The sequence below is a fragment of the Photorhabdus hindustanensis genome, assembly GCF_002968995.1.
In the GTDB taxonomy this organism is placed as follows: domain Bacteria; phylum Pseudomonadota; class Gammaproteobacteria; order Enterobacterales; family Enterobacteriaceae; genus Photorhabdus; species Photorhabdus akhurstii.
This window is the reverse complement of sequence record NZ_PUWT01000027.1, coordinates 30293-51874: the sequence shown is the minus strand read 5'-3', so window position 1 is coordinate 51874 and position 21582 is coordinate 30293. Positions and strand designations below refer to the sequence as shown.

Annotated in this window: 8 protein-coding genes (1 of these 8 running past the window's edge); 3 read left to right on the top strand and 5 right to left on the bottom strand. The window is 48.3% G+C overall.

The annotated features are described in order from the left end of the window. The first annotated feature begins 302 nt into the window (after positions 1 to 302). A complete protein-coding gene (locus tag C6H66_RS10895; protein WP_105395607.1) occupies positions 303 to 845 on the top strand; it encodes a YniB family protein in 543 nt (180 codons plus the stop codon). A gap of 56 nt (positions 846 to 901) precedes the next feature. Here the strand turns inward: C6H66_RS10895 and C6H66_RS10890 are convergent, their stop codons facing one another. The 5 genes from C6H66_RS10890 to C6H66_RS10870 all read right to left on the bottom strand — a co-directional run bounded on the left by C6H66_RS10890 (position 902) and on the right by C6H66_RS10870 (position 5456). Then, positions 902 to 1768 carry a fructosamine kinase family protein gene (locus C6H66_RS10890; RefSeq protein WP_046397549.1) on the bottom strand — a complete coding sequence of 289 codons (867 nt, stop codon included), beginning with the start codon at positions 1766 to 1768 and terminating at the stop codon, positions 902 to 904. A 118-nt stretch (positions 1769 to 1886) separates the two neighbouring features. Beyond that, positions 1887 to 2774, bottom strand: coding sequence for a metal ABC transporter permease (locus C6H66_RS10885; RefSeq protein ID WP_046397550.1), 888 nt, complete (start codon positions 2772 to 2774; stop codon positions 1887 to 1889). After that, positions 2771 to 3646 carry a metal ABC transporter permease gene (locus C6H66_RS10880; protein ID WP_049581266.1) on the bottom strand — a complete coding sequence of 292 codons (876 nt, stop codon included), beginning with the start codon at positions 3644 to 3646 and terminating at the stop codon, positions 2771 to 2773. The genes C6H66_RS10885 and C6H66_RS10880 overlap by 4 nt, the downstream gene beginning before the upstream one ends. Beyond that, positions 3643 to 4539 carry a manganese/iron ABC transporter ATP-binding protein gene (locus tag C6H66_RS10875; protein WP_036775949.1) on the bottom strand — a complete coding sequence of 299 codons (897 nt, stop codon included), beginning with the start codon at positions 4537 to 4539 and terminating at the stop codon, positions 3643 to 3645. Before C6H66_RS10875 ends, C6H66_RS10880 begins: the two co-directional genes overlap by 4 nt. Next, a complete protein-coding gene (locus C6H66_RS10870; RefSeq protein ID WP_105395606.1) occupies positions 4536 to 5456 on the bottom strand; it encodes a metal ABC transporter substrate-binding protein in 921 nt (306 codons plus the stop codon). The genes C6H66_RS10875 and C6H66_RS10870 overlap by 4 nt, the downstream gene beginning before the upstream one ends. A 222-nt stretch (positions 5457 to 5678) precedes the next feature. Between C6H66_RS10870 and C6H66_RS10865 the strand changes: the two genes are divergently transcribed. Then, on the top strand, positions 5679 to 6350 hold the full coding sequence (locus C6H66_RS10865) for a transglycosylase SLT domain-containing protein (RefSeq protein WP_046397553.1): 672 nt from the start codon (positions 5679 to 5681) through the stop codon (positions 6348 to 6350). Positions 6351 to 7252: 902 nt separating this feature from the next. Beyond that, positions 7253 to 21582 carry part of the coding region annotated (locus C6H66_RS25630; protein ID WP_146111043.1) for a non-ribosomal peptide synthase/polyketide synthase on the top strand (this coding region is incomplete at its 3' end). Its footprint extends 30292 nt past the window's final position, so 14330 of the 44622 annotated nt are shown.

Sequence of the window (21582 nt, the reverse complement as noted above, 5' to 3'; positions counted from 1 at the left end):
TATCTAATTAAATTTTTATTTGACAGAATAAGATATAAGCGCTGCGGCTGTTATGTGAACAATTGAGAAGCTGCCATCGATATCAAAAAATGGCCGCTTTTATTGGTAAATGAAAAGACATTTAGTATCTCTCTCTGGTCAGACAGTTAGCGAAAGCTGATTGTAACAACCTCAGTGAATGAAATCTTTTCCTGATCGGGAACATGGTAAGAAATCCTTAATTAAATATAAAGTTAAATTTGGTGATTGATGGGCTATGATTAGCCAAAAATAAAATCTGCTGATTGCTATGAGGGATATCGATGACTTACCAAAAAGCCGGATACATCGCTATTATTAAGCGAGTTTTAGGTTGGATGATTTTTATTCCGGCACTTTTATCGACCATTGTTTCTGTGATCAATCTTGCCTGGGTGCATGGTATTAAAGGTGATGGTATCAATGCTGTTTTGGATGATTTGCTGAAAATGATGGCTGAAATGGTGCGTTTTAATACTCCATTTCTGGATTTTTTCTGGAAAAATTCACCTACACCTGATCATCTGGCTGATTTTACCGGGTCAACGCTTGGTTTCCTGATTATCTATTTTCTTATTTTTTTCGGCCTTGCTATGAATGCATCAGGTCAACGTATGTACAGGCAAGTGAAGTTTGTACGCGAAAATATTGAAGATCAGCTTATTATTGAAAAAGCTAAAGGCAATAATGGACTGACGAGAGAACAGATTGAATTAAAAATTAAACTTCCTCGTCATACACTGTTCAGTCAGATTTATATCTTATATATTTCACCGGTAATTATCGGTGCAATTTTTTATTTTCTATTGAAAATCTTAGGCTGGTAAACGCTCCGGTTGGCTATAGCTGCGGAATAAGGGTTTCGCAGCTTGATTACCACTGATTAGCTATTTTTAGTCAAAATATTATCAATAATATTTTGAACCGCAATAAGATTATCACCACCAAACAGATTACACCGGTTAAGCAAATAATAGAGCTGATACATAGGCTGTCGTTCGATAAAGTTGGCAGGGAGTGGCCATACGCTCTGATAGCCATCAAAAATTTGCATCGGTAAATCAGGGTATAACGGTAACATAGCGAAATCACATTCACGATCTCCCCAATAACAGGCTGGGTCGAAGGCAACGGCTTGATCATCTAACGAAGCACAATTAGCTGGCCAGAGATCGCCATGTAAGAGAGAGGGTTGTGGCTGATGGTGTTGAAGTTTGTTACTTATGGTTTGAACGATATTATCAATGTCGCCAAATATCATGTTTTTTTCTGCTGCGATTTGTAATTGCCAACCAATCCGCTTTTCCGCATAAAATTGGTGCCAACGTCGTTGCCAGCCATTGGGTTGTGGTGTTGTTGCCAGCATATTGTCAAAATCAAAACCGAATTGAGGTTGCTCACTCCATTGATGAAGTTTTGCCAGTTGTTGACCGAAGCAATAGGCACTGTGAGGGTCAAAAGATTTTAAAGGCAGAAATTCAAGCAAGAGAAAGCTATGGTCACGGGTGTTGCCAATACCATAAACAGTTGGAACACGGATAGTCTGGCTGCGTGCCAAGAGTTCAAGTTGTTCTGATTCTGCTTTGAAGACAGGGAGCATTTCCCGCAGGTTTGATTTGACAAAAATTTGTCGTTTTCCATGTGTGATTCGCCAAGCTTGGTGGATGTCCCCTCCGGCTAACTCAGTTTTATCGTGAATTTCAGCAACACCGAAATGTTCGTTTAACAAACGATTTATTGCTTGCCACATGGTTCACCTCTCTACGTCGTCAATTACTTTATGAACAATTATAGTCAGAGAAAATATATGATCAGGTAAAAAATATGATTAACAGGGTTATATCTCAAAACAGATATAACCCTTTTTGTTATTGGTTGGGTTCGTTAGAGATTTGTAGAGCAGCTTGATACGTTTTACGTTTAGATTTTGTTCTTACAAGTTTTATCTGATTGTAAGCCAGTGCTAGTGTAAAGAAGATAGCCTGAACAATAACAATGCATGGCCCCGTTGCGCCATCAATGTGGAAACTGATCAGAGTACCCAGGACACAGGAACTGACCGATGCAATGATAGCGACAATTAACATTCGGTCAAAACTGCGGCATAACATGAAAGCGATAATGCCTGGTGATATCAACATTGCAATAACCAAAATCATTCCCACTGCTTGCAGGGAAGCGACGATGGTCATGGACAGCAGGCAAAGCAAACCATAATGCAAAAGCTTAACAGGTAATCCCACAACGCGCGCTTGGTTCGGATCGAAGCAGTAAAGCATAAAGTCTTTGCGCTTTAGCAGTACCACCGCCATAGTGATACTGGTAATCCATAATGTTTGGTTCAACTCATCTTTAGTGATCCCTAGTATATTTCCGAACAGAATATGAGTGAGATGTTGGTCGGTATCCATACGGGCAAAAAGAACTAAACCGAAGGCAAACATGCCTGAAAAGACAATTCCCATGACAGTATCTTCTTTTATCCGGCTATGTTCTTTCAGATATCCCGTTGCGACAGCACAAAAAATACCGGAAAGAAATGCGCCAATAGCCAGTGGTATACCGGCAGCGAAAGCCAGCACAATACCTGGTAATACAGCGTGAGAAATGGCGTCTCCCATTAACGACCAGCCTTTAAGAACCAGATAGCAAGAGAGCATTGCACATACCGCACCTGTTACAATCGCGGCGAATATCGCTCGTTGCATAAATGGAAACATAAACGGCTCAGTGAGAAACTGTATTAACTCATTCATGGTTGTGTCTCCTGAGCCAATGCTGAGGATTCTTTTTTGGCGCGTATACGTGAAGCGAATAGCCCATGTTTTGGCGCAAAGAAGAATGCCAGTAGGAAAATAACGGTTTGCAGTGTGACAATGACACCACCAGTAGCGCCGTTAAGGAAGAAACTTAGGTAAGCCCCAAATGCACTGGTCAGAGAACCAATAGCAACGGCAATGATCAGCAGATGCTTAAAACGATCGGTTAATAAGTAAGCTGTTGCGCCTGGAGTGACTACCATTGCAATCACCAGAATAGCGCCGACAGTTTGTAAGGCTGCGACAGTACAAGCACTCAACAAAGTAAAAAAAATGATTTTCATCCGCAAGGGAGATAAGCCGATAGAGCGTGCGTGCGTTTCATCAAAAAAGACAATGAGCAAATCTTTCCAGATAAACATGAGCACGATAAATGAAATTGCGATAATGATTTCAACCTGGAGAACATCTTCATCAGCGATGCCAAGGATATTGCCGAAAATAATGGTTTGTACGTTAACAGAAGTAGGATTGAGAGAAACGATTAACAACCCGGCGGCAAAAAAAGTGGAAAAAATGAACCCGATTACCGCATCTTCACGTAAACGAGTGATATGACGAACCAGAGTCATGGATAGCGCTGCCAGCATTCCGGTAAAAAAAGCCCCACCTGCATAAGGGAGACCTAATGCGTAAGCACCGGCGACGCCAGGCACAACTGAGTGAGAGAGAGCATCTCCCATCAATGACCAGCCTTTTAGCATCAGGTAGGAGGAAAGGAAAGCACAGACGGCACCGACGATAGCACTAACCCAGATGGCTTTTACCATGTAATTGTAGTGAAAAGGTTGCAGCAAAAGTTCTGTCATGATTGGCGCTTCTCCTTATGCTGACTCTGCCGCGGCGGAACATGGTGATCATGACCATAAAATACGGCTGCGCGTTCATCATCAGTAATAACCGTCAAGGAGCGTGGATCATCATCATCATGTAATTCCGGGCCGGATAGATTAATATGACGAAGTACTCCACCAAAAGTCATCTCTAAATTTTTTTGGGTGAACGTTGTTTCTGTTGGGCCGCTTGCCAGAACAGTCCGGTTGATTAAGATAACATGATCGCAGAATTCAGGCACGCTACCAAGGTTATGTGTGGAAACTAGAACCAGATGGCCCTCATCACGTAAATCACATAGTAGATCAATGATGGCATTTTCTGTTTTTACATCAACACCAGTGAAAGGCTCATCCAGTAATAGGACTTTGCCCTCCTGAGCTAGCGCTCTTGCAAGAAAAACCCGTTTTTTTTGCCCACCGGAGAGTTCGCCAATTTGCCGGTTGCGTAGGGCGGTTAAGCCGACACGTTCAAGGGCTTTATCAACCGCTTGGTGATCTTTTTTACTTGGGATTCTCAGGAATCCCATTTTCCCATAGCGGCCCATCATAACGACATCAGAAACCAATACGGGAAAGTTCCAGTCGACTTCTTCTGTTTGAGGGACATATGCAATAATATTTTTCTTCAAAGCATTTTTGACTGGCATATCACTCAGAGTTACTTTTCCCTGAGATGGGCTTACCAGCCCCATGATGGTCTTAAACAGTGTGGATTTACCACTACCGTTAATGCCCACCAATGCACAGATAGTTCCACCGGTGATAGAAAAACTTGCATCATAAATAGCTGTGTGACCGTTGTTATAAGTCACAGTGGCGTCATCGACGACTAAATGAGGACGTTCAAACAGCATATTGCTATTCATTGATTAAATCCTTTTGCGATTGTATCTACAGTTTTGTTCAGTAAATCAATATAAGTTGGTACTGGGCCGTCACTGCCGGAGAGTGAATCTACATAAAGAACGCCACCATAACGGGCATCTGTTTCTTTACTGACTTGTTTAGCTGGTTTATCTGAAATTGTACTTTCGCTAAATACAACTGGGATTTTGTTTGCCCTTACAGTATCAATGACATGACGAACTTGTTGTGGTGAACCCTGTTCTTCCGCATTAATCGGCCATAGATAAACTTCCTTGAATTGGTAATCTTTAGCCAAATAGCTAAAAGCCCCTTCACTGGTAACTAACCAACGTTGATCCTGTGGAATACGGGAAAGACGTTCTCGCAGTGGAGAATCTAGTTGGGCGATTTTTTCAGCGTAGGCTTTGGCGTTCCTATTATAAATTTCTGCATTTTCAGGATCGTATTTCACAAATGCTTGGCGGATATTCTCGATATAGACCAAAGCATTTGTGGGTGACATCCAGGCGTGAGGATTAGGGTTCCCGTTGTAAGGCCCTTCACGGATAGGGAGTGGTTCAATGCCGTCAGTAATGACAACGGCAGGTACATCTTTAAGGTTTTCAAAGAAGCGTTCAAACCAGCGCTCTAGATTTAGCCCATTCCAAAGGATCAAATCAGCATGTTGAGATTTTATAATATCTTTGGGGGTAGGTTGGTAATCATGGATTTCGGCGCCAGGTTTAGTAATTGATTCAACAATCGCTGCATCACCTGCTACGTTTTGTGCGATATCTTGAATGATAGTAAAGGTAGTGACGACTTTAAATTGTTTAGCGGCAGATGCCTGATGGCTAAATAAAATTATAGATAAGAGAATCAACATAATTCCCAGAGCAGGAGGAGAAAGTAAAAGCAGAGAAAGTTTTTTCTTCATCAATTCAAACCTTACTTGTTATAAATATATATATGATAACGATTATCAATATCATCTAAGTAAAGTCAAGATTATAAAGTTCGGGAACAGCGATTGTTGCAATAGTTATTCCATATGAATATGAACACGAATACAGTGAAAAGTTAAGTAAAAATATTTTTAGATTGTAAACGAAATTGTATATGCTGCGCTTTAGTAAAATTTGATCCAGAGGATTATAGGGTGAAATTAAGACTGAGTTTTATGGCACTGATCGTGCTGTTAGTCGGTTGTGCTGAGAGAAATGTTCAGCAAACAAATGCGGGTAAACAGTCCGGTCAGCAACGTATGCTTAGTGGCAATACTGCTAATGCAGCTAGAATTTCTTCTTTCCCGCCAACGCCTTTTGATACATTTATTCAACAGGCATCCAATCGGTACGGCGTTGATGAAACGTTGATCAGAGCGATTATTCAAGTTGAATCCGATTTTCGCCCTGATGCGGTCAGTAAATCGAATGCAATTGGTCTTATGCAGATTAAAGCATCGACAGCAGGGCGAGATGTGTATCGACAAAAAGGGCGTCTTGGTCAGCCGACAACTCGTGAGTTGAAAGATCCTAAAACCAATATCGATCTTGGCACTGCTTATATCAGTATTCTGAAAGAGCAACATCTGGCAGGTATTGATAACCCTGAGACCCTCTACTATGCCACTATTGTTGCCTACGTAAATGGTGCGGGTGCTCTTTTGCGTACTTTTAATGTGGATCGTCAGTTAGCCGTTAATAAAATAAACCGCATGACGCCGGATGAGTTTTATCAGTATGTTCAGGATAATCACCCAGCACCTCAGGCTCCACGCTATTTATGGAAGGTAAAAAAGGCTTATCGTTCGTTAGTAATGGCAGATTGAGTTGCTGATAAAAATGACGATTCCATTTGCGACATCCTCGCATTGGTCGGGGATTTACGGCGGTTTTTGCTAAATTTAACTGTGCAAGACTTCTCTTAATCTGTGATGGATTCTGAGAGATAAAATGTCCCTCTTTTAATATTGATTGTGGAGGAGGGGATTTTAATATATGTGTTCACTAGTGTTTACAAGCTAAACGGTATAGGACCTCATTTCAATTTACATCATGCGATGGTAAATATCATCTGATATCCGATAATTCATATCTTATGTTTCTTATGAGCAATACGGTATTCCATCAATGTTGATCTTAACTACATTATTATAAGATAATATATAGTTAGATTGATTTTAATTGGAAATTGTTTTCTTATGAAGTTAAAGATAATTAATTTTTACATTAGTTGCATAAGATTATTATTATAAAATAATGACAAGTGAAGTTAATTTTAGTTTAAACTTATGTTTTAAAGTGATTAAATATACAAGGTTTATTTGTGAATGTTTAATGAGTTGTATTTAATATGGCATTTTACCTGCTCCTTGTTTGAAGGAGTGGTGTTATTTTTCAATAAATTATCGAAGTTTTCTTGTGTTAATAATGGAATTAAGTATCAATCAAAAGTGCTTATCCAAAAAAATAAGGGTGAAATAGAACATATATTTACGTTTCATAAATGACCATTTCCCGGGTTTAGGAAAGTTATCATCACAGAATTGCTAATAAATAAGTTATTTACATCCAATTCCAGAGAGAAAACATTGCCTGAGTATTTTAGTTGATGTTTAACGTGCCCATTTTTATTCCGCCTGGGATAAGTGGGGCAAAAATAAAAAAACACTTGTGATGATTGCTAAGAATGATAGTTGCCAAATATCTAACAGATTTATTGAGGTAGTAGATGAAAGATAGTATTACTAAAAAAGCGGAAAGTATCCTTAAAGCCGAACTTCTCTCTCAGACATCAGAAAATATAGCCAATAACGTAAAGAATATACCTGCTCTGTCACGTAATTGCGTCGTGGTCGGGGGAACGACCCTTGCAATATTCTGTGCCGAACAAATCCAGGCGGCCGGGCATACAATACAAGCAATACTGACGACTGATACCGTCCTGCAAACATGGGCTGCCCGGAAAGAGATTATTTGTGTGAACTCTGTCGAGGCATTACAAGCGCAAATTGCACAACATCCTGTGGACTGGCTGTTCTCCATCGTTAATCCGATTATCCTGCCTGTGTCGCTGATTGGGCAGATTCGCTGCGGTGCTTTTAATTATCACAATAGCCCCTTGCCACGTTATGCGGGAAGTCATACCACTTCTTGGGCACTGTTAGCGCGGGAGACACATTACGCCATTTCGTGGCATTGTATTGAGGCGGGGGTGGACACTGGTGATATAGCGGTGCAATGGCCGGTATCTATTAAGGAACACGATAATGCATTTTCATTGAATCTGAAATGTTATCAGGCAGCTCAGGAAGGGTTTATCAAATTGCTTCGGGATCTTGAGCAGGAAAAGTTGGTGACTTATCCGCAGGATCTGACACAACGAAGTTTTTATGCTCAGTCTCGTCGTCCCGATAGTGGGGGGTATCTGTGTTGGCAGCAGTCGGGTGAGGTACTTTCAGCTTTAGTACGAGCATTAGATTTTGGCGAAAATTATTTAAATCCACTGGGTTGCCCGAAATTGTTGCTGAAATGGGGCACAGTGCGAATTTCCTGGCTTCAACGGCTGAATCACTATTCTGGAGGGGCACCCGGTACGTTGATTGCTGTAGAGGAGGATGCCTGGCAGGTAACAACCGGAAGTGAGGATGTTAGGATCGGAGGGTTTGCCACACTTGAAGGTAAATTACTTTCCGCCGGGGAACTTGCTGATATATCAGAACTTGGACCAGGCAAGCAGTTGCCTCTGCTTTCTTCACAACAGACTCAGAATGTAAAAGATATCCTCCAGGCATTGGCACCCAGTGAATCATTCTGGCGTGAACGTCTTGCCTCTTTTCTGCCACTCCAATTACCTTTCGAAACTGCCGGGAAGTCAGCAGCACCGGAATGGGCATTAAGTGCCTGGCAATCTCCGTTGTTAGAAAATGGTGAAAAGTTAGAAAATGGTGAAAAAAGACCATTGCAGACATTGTTACAGACATTTGCTATCTATCTTGCACGTTTGACTCATCAAACCGAGTTCCAAATCGGCTGGTGTGTGGATAGGGTAAAAGATGAATCGGATGTGTTGTCTGTTTTGGCGCCAGTGGTGCCAATGACTGTTAAGGTGGAGTTTGATCAGCCGTGGTATGCGGTAGCGAATTGGATGGAGGATGAGCTTGTACGGCTGACGCAACATCGTACATTTTGTCGTGATCTCCTTTCTTGTTCTCCTTCACTGTGTGTTATCCCGGCATTAACAGCAAGTCGCCCGTGGCGAGTTGCCGTCTCTTTCATGCCGGATAACAAACCGTGGGAGCAGAATGCATTAGGTGAATTGCTGACACTCCAGATAAATACTCAGGGTGGTTTTCGCTGGATTTACGATATAAACCGTTTGAGTACGGAAGTGGTTCAGCGGATGAGTGAACATTTACAGGTGTTGGCATTATCGGCAGATGAACGGAATGACATTCCCGTCTGGCAACTTAATTTGTTGCCTGAAGCTGAACGCACGCTGCTGCTGGAAACCTGGAACGCGACTGAAACGGTATATCCTGACCGGTTATGTATTCACCGGCTGTTTGAACTACAGGTGGAGAAAACCCCTAACGCTATAGCGCTGATGTATGAAGAACGCGTTCTCAACTATGCTGAATTAAATGCCCGTGCTAATCGGCTGGCGCATCAACTGATTACGTTGGGAGTCTCACCAGAGCAGCGGGTGGCAATTTGCGTCGCGAGTTCGCCAGCGCGGATAGTGGGTCTGCTGGCAGTATTGAAAGCCGGGGGTGCCTATGTACCGCTAGACCCGGCTTATCCGGGGGAACGTCTGGTTCATATTTTAACCGACGCAGCGCCGACTATTGTACTGGCAGATAATACTGGACGTACCGCGTTAGGCGAAAAGGTGCTGGCAGCGTTAACTGTATTGGACCCGAATTCATTGCCCGACCAATCGGATAGTAACCCGCACATATCGGCATTAACCCCACGCCATCTGGCGTATGTGATTTATACCTCCGGTTCGACCGGCATACCAAAGGGCGTGATGGTCGAACATCATGGGCTGGTTAACCTGATTCAGGAAAAAATCGTTCAGTTTGATATTCATCCGGGTAGCCGGATGTTGCAGTTTGCCTCATTTGGCTTTGATGCGAGTGTCTGGGAAACCATGATGGCATTGTGCAGTGGGGCTGCTTTGGCGATCCCGGACGACATGATTCGTCAGGAACCTCGCTATCTCTGGCATTATCTGGAAGAGCAGGCGATAACCCATGCCTGCCTGACACCGGCCTTACTTCGGGAGGGGACCGATCTGCCGGTGATGACAATTAGACCGACGTTGATACTCGGTGGTGAGGCGCCCAGCGCAACACTGCTTCAGGCACTGAGTCGTCGGGCAACGGTGTTTAATGCGTATGGCCCAACGGAAATCACGGTGTGTGCAGCTACCTGGTGTTGTCCGTCAGACTACACTGAGGGAGTCATTGCGATTGGACGTCCGACAGCTAACACACAAGTTTATTTGCTGAATACTGACGGCCAGCCAGTGCCGTTAGGCGCGGTCGGTGAGCTGTATATTGGCGGTGTGGGGGTAGCACGAGGCTATCTCAACCGCCCTGATTTGACAGCGGAACGTTTTCTGGCCGATCCGTTTAGTGGTGAACCCAATGCCCGTCTGTACCGGACCGGGGATTTGGCCCGCTACCTGCCGGATGGCAATCTGGAATTTTTGGGCCGTAATGACCAGCAGGTGAAAATCCGTGGTTTCCGTATTGAACCGGGGGAGATTGAAGCCCGATTGCTGGAACACCCGGCTGTGAACGAAGCACTGGTGCTGGCTCTGGGCGATGGTCAAAATAAACGGCTGGCGGCTTATGTGGCGGCAGAAGCAGATGACGGGCTAGTTAATAGCTTGCGTGCCTATCTGAGTGCCATTTTGCCGGATTATATGGTACCGGCGGCCTTTGTACGCTTGGATACCTTTCCGTTGACGCCAAACGGCAAACTGGATCGCCGAGCGTTGCCCGCGCCAGGGGCGGAAGCCTTTGCCCGTCAGGTTTATGCCGCGCCGCAAGGGGAGACAGAAACTCTGCTAGCCGCTGTCTGGAGTGAATTGTTGGGTATTGAGCAGGTCAGTCGGCACGACAGTTTCTTTGCTTTGGGCGGTCATTCGTTGCTGGCGGTACGAATGATTGAACGTCTGCGTAATGTGGGGTTAACACTGGCAGTACGTGATTTATTCCAATCCCCGGTGTTATCTGAATTTGCCCAAACAGTAGGGCAATCACCGGCGCTATTGGTGCTGGCGAATGTTATTACTCCGGCAACCTCGGTACTTACACCTGAAATGTTGCCGTTGATTGATCTGACTCAGACTGAAATTGACCATATTGTGGCTCAGGTACCGGGTGGGGTTGCCAATATTCAGGATATTTATGGTTTGTCACCGTTGCAGGACGGTATTCTGTTCCATCATCTGCTGGCGAATAAGGGTGACCCGTATCTATTTGTTAGCCAGATGATCTTTGCTGACCGCGCCCTGTTGGACAGCTATTTAGTGGCAGTGCAACAGGTGGTTAACCGTCACGATATTCTGCGTACCGCCTTTGTTTGGCAAGGATTATCAGCTCCGGTTCAAGTGGTTTGGCGTCAGGCTCAATTATCAGTCACTGAACTGACACTAGACCCGATTGATGGGCCGGTCCGTGATCAGTTAGCTCAACATTTTGACTTACAACATTATCGCCTTGATTTGAACCAAGCACCCTTATTGCACTTTGCGGTAGCGCAGGAAGAGGACGGTCGTTGGAGCGTACTGCAATTGCTGCATCATCTGATTGGCGACCATACGACGCTGGAAGTGATGAATGGTGAAATTCAGGCTTATATTGCCGGGCAGGAAGGGAACTTACCTGTACCGATCCCTTTCCGCAATCTAGTGGCTCAGGCCCGATTGGGGATGAGTGAGGCTGAACATACCCGCTTCTTTACTGACATGTTGGCTGAGGTGGATGAACCAACGCTGCCATTCGAGTTGATGGAGGTTCATCGGGATGGTTCACGGGTGACGGAATCGTACCGGATGTTACCCACTGAGTTGAATGATCGCCTGCGCAGTCAGGCCCGGCGTCTGGGCGTCAGTTTGGCGACTTTGTGCCATTTGGCTTGGGCACAGGTGTTGTCACATACCAGCGGACAGACGAAAGTGGTGTTCGGTACCGTATTGTTTGGTCGGATGCAAGCGGGGCAAGGCGCTGACAGCGGTATGGGGCTGTTTATCAATACCTTGCCATTACGGCTGGATGTGGATGATACCCCGGTACAGGACAGTGTACAGGCAGCACATACTCGACTGGCGGAATTACTGGATCATGAACATGCGTCACTGGCATTGGCCCAGCGTTGTAGTAGTGTGCAGGGGGAAACCCCACTCTTTAGTGCTTTGTTGAACTATCGACATAATGATCAGTCGGCGATGCCAAATAAGGTAGTGCCAGGTATTGAATTCCTTGGTGCGCAGGAACGAACCAACTATCCGTTTGTGCTGTCAGTAGAGGACGGCGGTTCTACGTTGGGATTGACCGCTCAGGTGGTGCAGCCATTTGAGTCAGAACGTGTATGCGGTTATATGCAACAGGCGCTGGAAAGTCTGGCAAAGGCCCTTGAACAGCGTCCGGAAACACCGGTACGAACACTGAATATCTTGCCGGCAGCGGAAAAAAAGCTGTTGCTGGAAACCTGGAATACAACCGAAACGTCGTATCCAGATCACGGTTGTATTCACCGACTATTCGAGCAATGGGCAGAGAAAAGTCCGGATGCCACAGCACTGGTGTATGAAGAACAGATCCTCAGCTATGCCGAGCTCAATGCCCGCGCCAACCGTCTGGCGCATCAACTGATAGCGTTGGGCGTTACACCGGACCAGCGGGTGGCGGTTTGCGTGTCACGTTCACCGGCAATGGTGGTGGGGGTATTAGCGGTGCTGAAAGCCGGGGGGGCCTATGTGCCGCTGGACCCGGTCTATACCGGTGAGCGCCTGGCATATATCCTGACCGATGCGGCCCCCGCTATTTTGCTGGCGGATAACGTCGGGCGTGATGCGCTGGGAGAGGACGCGCTGGCAGGGCTGACGGTACTTGACCCGAATAATCTGCCAGATCAGCCGGACAGTAACCCGCAAGTGCCGGCATTGACGGCACAGCATCTGGCCTATGTGATTTACACCTCGGGTTCGACCGGTACGCCGAAAGGGGTGATGGTGGAACATCGTCATATCCTGCGTTTGTTTGACGCGACTAAATTATGGTATCACTTTAACCGGCAAGATATTTGGTGCCTGTTCCATTCCATAGCGTTTGACTTCTCGGTGTGGGAATTATGGGGAGCGTTACGCTACGGCGCTAAACTGGTGCTGGTTCCGCACGCGATTGCCCGTTCACCTCAAGAGCTGCACCAATTCGTGTGTCAGCATGGCATCACGGTGTTGAATCAAACCCCCAGTGCTTTTAAAGCCTTTATTGCCAGTTATGTCGCCAATCCGTTACCGGACTGTTTGCGCTATATCATCTTTGGCGGGGAAGCCCTCGATCCGAGTATTTTGAAGCCGTGGTATGCCCTGCGTGAGGAGACGTTGCCTCAGTTGGTGAATATGTACGGTATCACCGAGACCACGGTTCACGTCACTTACCGGGCTCTGACTCGCTATGATGCAGAACAGACAACGAGTCCTATTGGCATGCGTATCCCGGACTTAACCCTCTATCTGTTGGATAAGTACGGTCAGCCAGTACCGTTAGGCGCTGTAGGTGAGTTATATATTGGCGGGGCTGGTGTGGCACGGGGTTATCTCAATCGTCCTGAGCTGACGACAGAACGTTTCTTAGCAGACCGGTTTAGTCATATTCCAGATGCCCGAATGTACCGTACCGGGGATTTAGCCCGTTATTTGCCAGACGGCAATCTGGAATTTCTGGGCCGTAACGACCAACAGGTTAAGATCCGCGGTTTCCGTATTGAACCGGGGGAAATTGAAGCCCGACTGATGGAACACCCGGCGGTGAATGAAGCGGTCGTGCTGGCGCTAGATGATGGTCAGGATAAACGGCTGGTGGCTTATGTGGCGGCCGAAGCGGATGAAGCATTGGTTAATCGTCTGCATACTCACTTAAGTACGGTACTGCCGGATTATATGGTGCCGGCTGCTTTTGTGCGTCTGGATGCCTTCCCATTGACACCGAATGGCAAACTGGATCGGCGGGCATTACCGGTGCCGGGGGAAGAAGATTTTGCCCGGCAGATTTACGCTGCGCCGTTAGGAGAGATAGAAACCACATTGGCGACTATCTGGCGTGAATTACTGGGTGTCGAGCGGATTAGCCGATATGACCACTTTTTCGCTTTAGGCGGCCATTCGTTGTTGGCAGTACGAATGATGAACCGGCTAGCGGCGTTGGGGATTGAATTGCCCTTGTCCACGCTGTTTAGATTCCCGTCTTTGATGGCCTTTGCTGAAGTGATGCGCACCCGGTTTGATGAGTCAGACGAGGTATTGCCCGCTATCGTTCCGCTATCCCGTGAGGGTAAATTGCCGTTGTCATTTGCGCAACAGCGTCTGTGGTTCCTGGCCCAGTTTGAGGGAGTGAGTGAGACCTATCATATTCCGTTGGCCCAGCATTTGCGTGGTCGACTGGATATCGTCGCCTGGCAACAGGCGCTTGATACGCTGTTTGCCCGCCATGAAGCGTTGCGTTCCGTTTTTGTGGCTGTTGACGGTCAGCCGCAGGTGAAATTGTTGTCGGCGGCATTGGGCCTGCCGATGAAAAAATATGGTCTGCGTAACACGCCTGATGTGGATGAACAGCTTGCGTTCCTTTCTGCTCAGGAAGTTGAAACACCGTTTGATCTTGCCAGTGGTCCATTAATTCGTGCCAGTCTGATACAGCTGGCTGACGATGATCACGTTTTCTTGCTGACCCTGCATCATATTGTTTTCGATGGTTGGTCTGTCAGCGTGTTGATGCGTGAATTGAGCACCCTTTACACCGCGTTTCTGGCGGGGCAGTCAGATCCGTTGCCGCCATTGACGATTCAGTATCCTGATTACGCTGCCTGGCAGCATCAATGGCTGTCGGCTGAACGCATACAGTCCCAATCTGATTATTGGCGTACAAGGCTGGTCGATGCACCGGTTCTGCTGGATTTACCTACTGACCGGCCACGTCCGCCTCAGCAGTCATTTGCCGGGGCCTTATTGCCTGTCAGTCTGGATGCGGAGTTAACTCAATCTCTTAAGCGCCTGAGTGAGCAACAGGGCGTCACGTTATTTATGACCGTGTTAGCTGCCTGGGCAGCAGTGCTGTCACGTCTGTCAGGTCAGGAAGATCTGGTTATCGGTACGCCAAGTGCTGGCCGCAGTCGGCAGGAAGTGGAATCCCTGATCGGTTTTTTTGTGAATACGCTGGCGTTGCGGATAGATTTATCCGGTACGCCGAATGTGGCGGAATTGCTGGCGCGGGTGCGGCAAACCGCGCTGGCGGCACAGGAACAGCAGGACCTGCCATTTGAACAGGTGGTGGAAATCGTGCAACCGCCGCGCAGACTGGCGCACACCCCGTTGTTCCAGGTGATGTTTGCCTGGCAGAACAATGAGAACACGGAATGGCAACTGCCGGGAGTGGCGGTTTCTCCTGCCGATCAACTCATCAATATCGCTAAATTTGATCTTGAATTGAGCCTGTCTGAGGTGGACGGCCGAATTGTCGGTTATCTGAATTATGCCACCGCTCTATTTGATCAAGCGACCATTGAGCGGCAGGTGGGCTATCTCCATACCGTATTGCGGGCGATGGCGGCTAACCCTCAACAGGCGGTCGGGAAAATCGATATCCTGACCGTGGCGGAATGCAAGTTGTTATTGAAAATCTGGAACACGACCGAAATGTCGTATCCAGATCACGGTTGTATTCACCGACTGTTTGAACAATGGGCGGAGAAAAATCCGAATGCCACAGCGTTGGTGTATGCAGGACAAGTCCTCAGTTATGCTGAATTAAATGCCCGTGCTAATCGGCTGGCGCATCAACTGATTACGTTAGGAGTGGTACCGGATCAGCGAGTGGCAATTTGTGTCGCGAGTTCGCCGGCGCGGATAGTGGGGCTGCTGGCAGTACTGAAAGCGGGAGGTGCTTATGTACCGCTAGATCCGGCTTATCCGGGGGAACGTCTGGTTCATATTTTAACCGATGCTGCGCCGGTTATTGTACTGGCAGATGATGCTGGATATGCCGCGTTAGGCGAAAAAGCGCTGGCGGCGTTAACTGTACTGGACCCAAATTCATTGCTTAACCAACCGGATAGCAACCCGCAGATATCGGTATTAACTCCACGCCATCTGGCGTATGTGATTTATACCTCCGGTTCGACCGGCATACCAAAGGGCGTGATGGTCGAACATCGTGGGCTGGTTAACCTGATTCAGGAAAAAATCGTTCAGTTTGATATTCATCCGGGGAGCCGGATGTTGCAGTTTGCCTCATTTGGCTTTGATGCCAGTGTCTGGGAAACCCTGATGGCATTGTGTAGTGGAGCCATTTTGTCGATCCCTGTCGATGCGGTGCGTCAGGATCCTCGCTATCTCTGGCATTATCTGGAAGAACAGGCGATAACCCACGCTTGCCTGACCCCAGCCTTGCTCCGGGAAGGGAGTGATGTACCGGAGATGACAATAAGACCGACGTTGATACTCGGTGGTGAGGCGCCGAGTGCAACACTGCTTCAGGCATTGAGTCGTCGGGCAACGGTGTTTAATGCCTATGGACCAACAGAAATCACGGTGTGTGCTGCTACCTGGTGTTGTCCGTCAGACTACACTGAGGGCGTCATTGCTATTGGGCGTCCGACAGCTAACACACGAATTTATTTGCTAAATACTAACGGCCAGCCGGTGCCGTTAGGCGCGGTTGGAGAAATGTATATTGGCGGTGTGGGGGTAGCACGAGGTTATCTCAACCGCCCTGATTTGACGACAGAACGTTTTCTGGCCGATCCGTTTAGTGATGAGCCAGATGCCCGCCTGTATCGCACTGGGGATTTGGCCCGCTATCGGCCGGATGGCAATCTGGAATTCCTAGGCCGTAATGACCAGCAGGTGAAAATCCGTGGTTTCCGTATTGAACCGGGGGAAATCGAAGCTCGATTGCTGGAACACCCGGCGGTGAGTGAAGCGCTGGTGCTGGCTTTGGGCGATGATCAGGATAAACGGTTGGTGGCTTATGTGGCGGCAGAAGCGGATGACCGGTTGGTTAACAGCTTACGTGTCTATCTGAGCGCCATTTTGCCGGATTATATGGTACCGGCAGCTTTTGTACGCTTGGATACTTTCCCGTTGACGCCAAATGGCAAACTGGATCGCAGGGCGTTGCCTGCGCCGGGGGAGGAAGCTTTTGCCCGTCAGGTTTATGCCGCGCCGCAAGGAGAGACAGAAACCTTATTGGCCGCTGTCTGGAGCGAGTTGTTGGGTATTGAACAGATCAGTCGGCATGACAGCTTCTTTGCTCTGGGCGGTCATTCGTTGCTGGCGGTGCGGATGGTTGAACGTCTGCGTAATGCCGGGTTAACTCTGGCGGTACGGGATTTATTCCAGTCCCCAGTGTTATCTGAATTTGCCCAAACAGTAGGGCAGTCACAGGCGGTGATAGTACCGACAAATGTCATTACCCCGGCGACCACGGCGCTCACACCTGAGATGTTGCCGTTGATTGAGCTGACCCAGCTTGAGATTGACCATATCATTGAACAGGTGCCGGGTGGAGTTGCCAATATTCAGGATATTTATGCCCTGTCACCGTTGCAGGATGGCATCCTGTTCCATCATCTGCTGGCGAATAAAGGTGACCCGTATCTGTTAATCAGCCAGATGAATTTTGCTGATCGTCCATTGCTGGATCGTTATCTGGCGGCGATGCAACAGGTGATTAACCGTCACGATATTCTGCGTACCGCCTTTGTTTGGCAAGGGTTATCGGCACCGGCTCAAGTGGTTTGGCGACAGGCTCAATTGTCAGTCACTGAACTGACATTAGATCCGGTTGATGGGCCGATTCGTGACCAGTTAGCTCAATATTTTGACCCACGTCATCATCGCCTCGACTTGAACCAAGCACCTTTGCTGCGCTTTGCGATAGCGCAGGAGGAGAATGGCCGCTGGAGCGTACTGCAATTGTTGCATCATCTGATTGGCGACCATACGACGCTGGAAGTGATGAACGGTGAGGTTCAGGCTTATCTTGCCGGACAGGAAGATAGCTTGCCTGCGCCGGTCCCTTTCCGCAATTTGGTGGCTCAGGCCCGGTTGGGGGTGAGTCAGGCCGAACATACTCGCTTCTTTACTGACATGTTGGTTGAAGTGGACGAGCCAACGTTGCCGTTCGGGTTGACGGAGGTACATCGGGATGGTTCACAGGTAACGGAATCGCACCGGATGTTATCCATTACGTTAAATGATCGTCTGCGCAGTCAGGCTCGGCGTCTGGACGTCAGTTTGGCTGCGTTATGCCATCTGGCTTGGGCACAGGTGTTGTCGCGTACCAGCGGACAGACGAAAGTGGTGTTCGGCACCGTGCTGTTTGGGCGGATGCAGGCAGGGGAAGGGGCTGACAGCGGCATGGGGCTGTTTATCAACACCTTGCCGTTGCGGCTGGATATGGATGATACCTCGGTGCAGGAGAGTGTGCGGTTAGCCCATACCCGGTTAGCTGGATTGCTGGAGCATGAACATGCGTCATTGGCGCTGGCTCAACGTTGCAGTGGGGTATCGGGGGAAGCGCCTCTCTTTAGTGCTTTGCTGAACTACCGGCATAGTGCGCAGCCAGTTACCACGGATGCAATCATCAGCGGTATTGAAGTCCTTAGCGAGCAAGAGCGCACGAACTATCCGTTTGTCTTGTCGGTGGAGGATTTTGGTCACGCGTTGGGATTGACTGCGCAAATTGTTCAACCGATTGATCCAGAGCGGATATGTGGTTATATGCAACAGGCGCTAGAAAGCCTGGCAGAGGCCCTTGAGCAGCGACCAAAGACACCAGTACGGGCATTGAATATCTTGCCGGCAGCAGAAAAAAGGTTGTTGCTGGAAACCTGGAATGCGACTCAGGCGCCATATCCGGACCTGCGTTGTATTCACCAGCTATTTGAACAGCAGGTAGAAAGCGCTCCTGATGCGATAGCGCTGGTGTATGGAGAACACATTCTCAACTATGCCGAATTAAATGCCCGTGCCAACCAACTGGCTCACTGGTTAATTGGGCAGGGTATCCAGCCGGATAACCGGGTCGCCGTGCAGTTAGAACGTTCTATTGAACTGGTGGTGGCTCAGTTGGCTATCCTCAAGGCCGGGGCTGTTTATGTGCCGATCGATCCCAGAGTGCCGGATGAGCGGAAGCACTGGCTGATGACCGACTGTTCAGCCAAATTATTGCTTACTGATATCCCGGTTGACCTAGCCGATGAGATCGGCGCTATCAGGACGGAGGATTACCGCAATCCTGACTTGCCCCGCTCCAGTACTGAGCTGGCTTATATTATGTATACCTCCGGCTCGACCGGTACACCCAAAGGGGTCATGGTGCCGCATCGTGCGGTAGTTAGACTGGTCATCAATAACGGGTATGCCGAAATTGGGCCGGATGATCGGGTGGCGTTTGAAGCTAATCCGGCTTTCGATGCCAGCACTTTTGAAGTTTGGTCGCCGTTGCTCAATGGCGGTACGCTGGTGGTGATTGATCATGCGACTTTGTTGACTTCTAAAGAATTTGCTCAGGCATTACAGAGTTACCGCATTACCGTACTGTGGCTGAGTGTCGGGCTATTTAACCAGCTGGCGGCAGAGTTGTCCCCGGCTCTCCCGCAGCTCAAAACCCTGATTGTCGGCGGCGATGTGCTGGAGCCACATGTGATTAAGCAGGTTCTGTGTAATAACCCGCCGCAACAGTTATTAAATGGCTATGGACCAAGTGAGGGCACTACCTTTACCACCACCTACCGTATTACAGCGTTACTGTCGGAAGTGGTGAGAATCCCTATTGGTCGACCGATAGCCAATACGCGAATTTATCTGTTGGATACAAGTGGTCAACCAGTACCGTTGGGTGCGGAAGGGGAAATTTATATCGGCGGAGATGGGGTTGCCTGTGGTTATCTTAATCGTCCTGAACTGACCGCAGAACGTTTCCTGCCGGATCCATTTAGTGACGAACCGGATGCCCGGATATACCGAACCGGGGATTTGGCCCGCTATCTACCGGATGGCAATTTGGAATTCCTGGGCCGTAATGACCAGCAGGTGAAAATCCGTGGTTTCCGCATTGAACCGGGGGAAATTGAAGCTCGATTGCTGGAACACCCGGCGGTGAATGAAGTTGCTGTACTGGTTCTGGACGACGGACAGGACAAACGGTTGGTGGCTTATGTGGTGGCAGAAGCGAATGACGAGTTGGTTAACCATCTGCGTACTCACTTAAGTGCGGTGTTACCGGATTATATGGTGCCGGCCGCTTTTGTCCGCCTGGATGCTTTCCCGCTGACCCCGAATGGCAAGCTGGACCGTCGGGCGCTACCGGTACCGGGGGAAGAAGATTTTGCCCGGCAAATTTACACCGCGCCATCAGGAGAGATGGAAACCACATTGGCGGCTATCTGGCGTGAATTACTGGGCGTTGAGCGGATTAGCCGGTATGACAACTTTTTCGCACTGGGCGGCCATTCGCTGTTGGCGGTGCGAATGATAAACCGGCTAGCGGCGTTAGGGATTGAATTACCGCTGTCCACGCTGTTTAGATTCCCGTCGTTGATGGCCTTTGCTGAGGCGATGCGTGCCCGGTTTGATGCATCAGGCGAGGCATTGCCTGCTATCATTCCGCTGTCCCGTGAAGGCCAATTGCCGTTGTCATTTGCGCAACAGCGTCTGTGGTTCTTGGCGCAGTTTGAGGGGGTGAGTGAGACTTATCATATTCCGCTAGCTTTGCGTTTGCAGGGTCGCCTGGATATCGCCGCTTGGCAACAGGCGCTTGATACTCTGTTTGCCCGTCACGAAGCGTTGCGTTCTGTTTTTGTTGCTGTTGACGGCCAGCCGCAGGTGGAATTGTTGTCGGCGGCATTGGGCTTGCCGATGAAGCAATATGATCTGCGTAACACACCTGATGTGGAGGCGCAGCTTGCGTCTTTCTCTGTTCAGGAAATTGGTACGCCGTTTGATCTTGCTCGTGGCCCGTTAATTCGTTCCGCTCTGGTACAACTGGCTAATGATGAACACGTTTTCCTGCTGACTCAGCATCATATTATTTTCGATGGCTGGTCTGTCAGCGTATTGATGCGTGAATTGAACACCCTTTACACCGCTTTTCTTACCGGGCAACCGGACCCATTGTCTCCGTTGACGATTCAGTATCCTGATTACGCCGCTTGGCAGCGTCAATGGCTGTCGGCTGAACGTATACAGTCCCAATCTGATTATTGGCGTGCGAGACTGATCGATGCGCCGATTCTCTTGGATTTGCCTACTGATCGGCCACGTCCGTCTCAGCAGTCATTTGCCGGAAATATCTTACCCGTCAGTCTGGATGCGGAATTAACCCAATCCCTTAAACGCTTGAGTGAGCAGCAGGGCGTCACGTTATTTATGACCCTGTTAGCGGCTTGGGCGACGGTTCTGTCGCGTCTATCAGGCCAGGAAGATCTGGTTATTGGTACGCCGAGTGCCGGTCGTAGTCGGCAGGAAGTGGAATCTCTGATTGGTTTCTTTGTGAATACGCTGGCGTTGCGGATGGATTTATCCGGTGAACCCAATGTGGAGGAAATATTGGCGCGGGTGCGACAAACCGCGCTGGCGGCACAGGAATATCAGGACCTGCCTTTTGAGCAGGTGGTGGAAATCGTGCAACCGCCACGCCGACTGGCGCATACCCCGCTGTTTCAGGTGATGTTTGCCTGGCAGAATAATGAGAACACGGAATGGCGGCTGCCGGGATTGACGGTTTCACCTGTCGAGCAACTCATCGATATCGCTAAATTTGATCT

Coding starts and splice junctions, on each gene's coding strand:
- C6H66_RS10895 (WP_105395607.1), top strand. CDS start 303: ATGACTTACCAAAAAGCCGGATACATCGCTATTATTAAGCGAGTTTTA.
- C6H66_RS10890 (WP_046397549.1), bottom strand. CDS start 1,768: ATGTGGCAAGCAATAAATCGTTTGTTAAACGAACATTTCGGTGTTGCT.
- C6H66_RS10885 (WP_046397550.1), bottom strand. CDS start 2,774: ATGAATGAGTTAATACAGTTTCTCACTGAGCCGTTTATGTTTCCATTT.
- C6H66_RS10880 (WP_049581266.1), bottom strand. CDS start 3,646: ATGACAGAACTTTTGCTGCAACCTTTTCACTACAATTACATGGTAAAA.
- C6H66_RS10875 (WP_036775949.1), bottom strand. CDS start 4,539: ATGAATAGCAATATGCTGTTTGAACGTCCTCATTTAGTCGTCGATGAC.
- C6H66_RS10870 (WP_105395606.1), bottom strand. CDS start 5,456: ATGAAGAAAAAACTTTCTCTGCTTTTACTTTCTCCTCCTGCTCTGGGA.